This is a genomic window from Marinobacter iranensis (genome assembly GCF_029207565.1).
Classification (GTDB): domain Bacteria; phylum Pseudomonadota; class Gammaproteobacteria; order Pseudomonadales; family Oleiphilaceae; genus Marinobacter; species Marinobacter iranensis.
In genome coordinates, this window is the sequence record NZ_JANCMW010000128.1 from 1 (window position 1) to 275 (window position 275).

General features: G+C 65.5%; 1 protein-coding gene. It reads left to right on the forward strand.

Going from position 1 to position 275, the window contains the following annotated elements; all coding sequences use genetic code 11:
• Positions 1 to 66: 66 nt before the first annotated feature.
• A partial coding sequence (locus NLU14_RS21725; protein ID WP_275710530.1) for a succinate dehydrogenase, hydrophobic membrane anchor protein occupies positions 67 to 275 on the forward strand: 209 nt, incomplete at its 3' end.

Genomic DNA, 275 nt, shown 5'->3' on the forward strand with positions numbered 1-275 from the left:
TGGCCTATGTCGCCGCGGTTCTCCTCACCGCGGCCTTCTGGGCCTATATCATCTGGGGGAAGACCAATGGGTAACGGCACCAGCATCGGCAAGGTCCGCGGCCTCGGCTCGGCGCATGAAGGCGCGCATCACTGGTGGCACCAGCGGCTCACCGCCGGCGCCAATCTGATCCTGACCTTGTGGTTCGTGCTCAGCATCGCATTGCTGCCGGCCTATGACTTCGAGACCGCGCGCCACTGGATCGCCCAGACCCAGGTCGCCGTGCCGCTGATCCT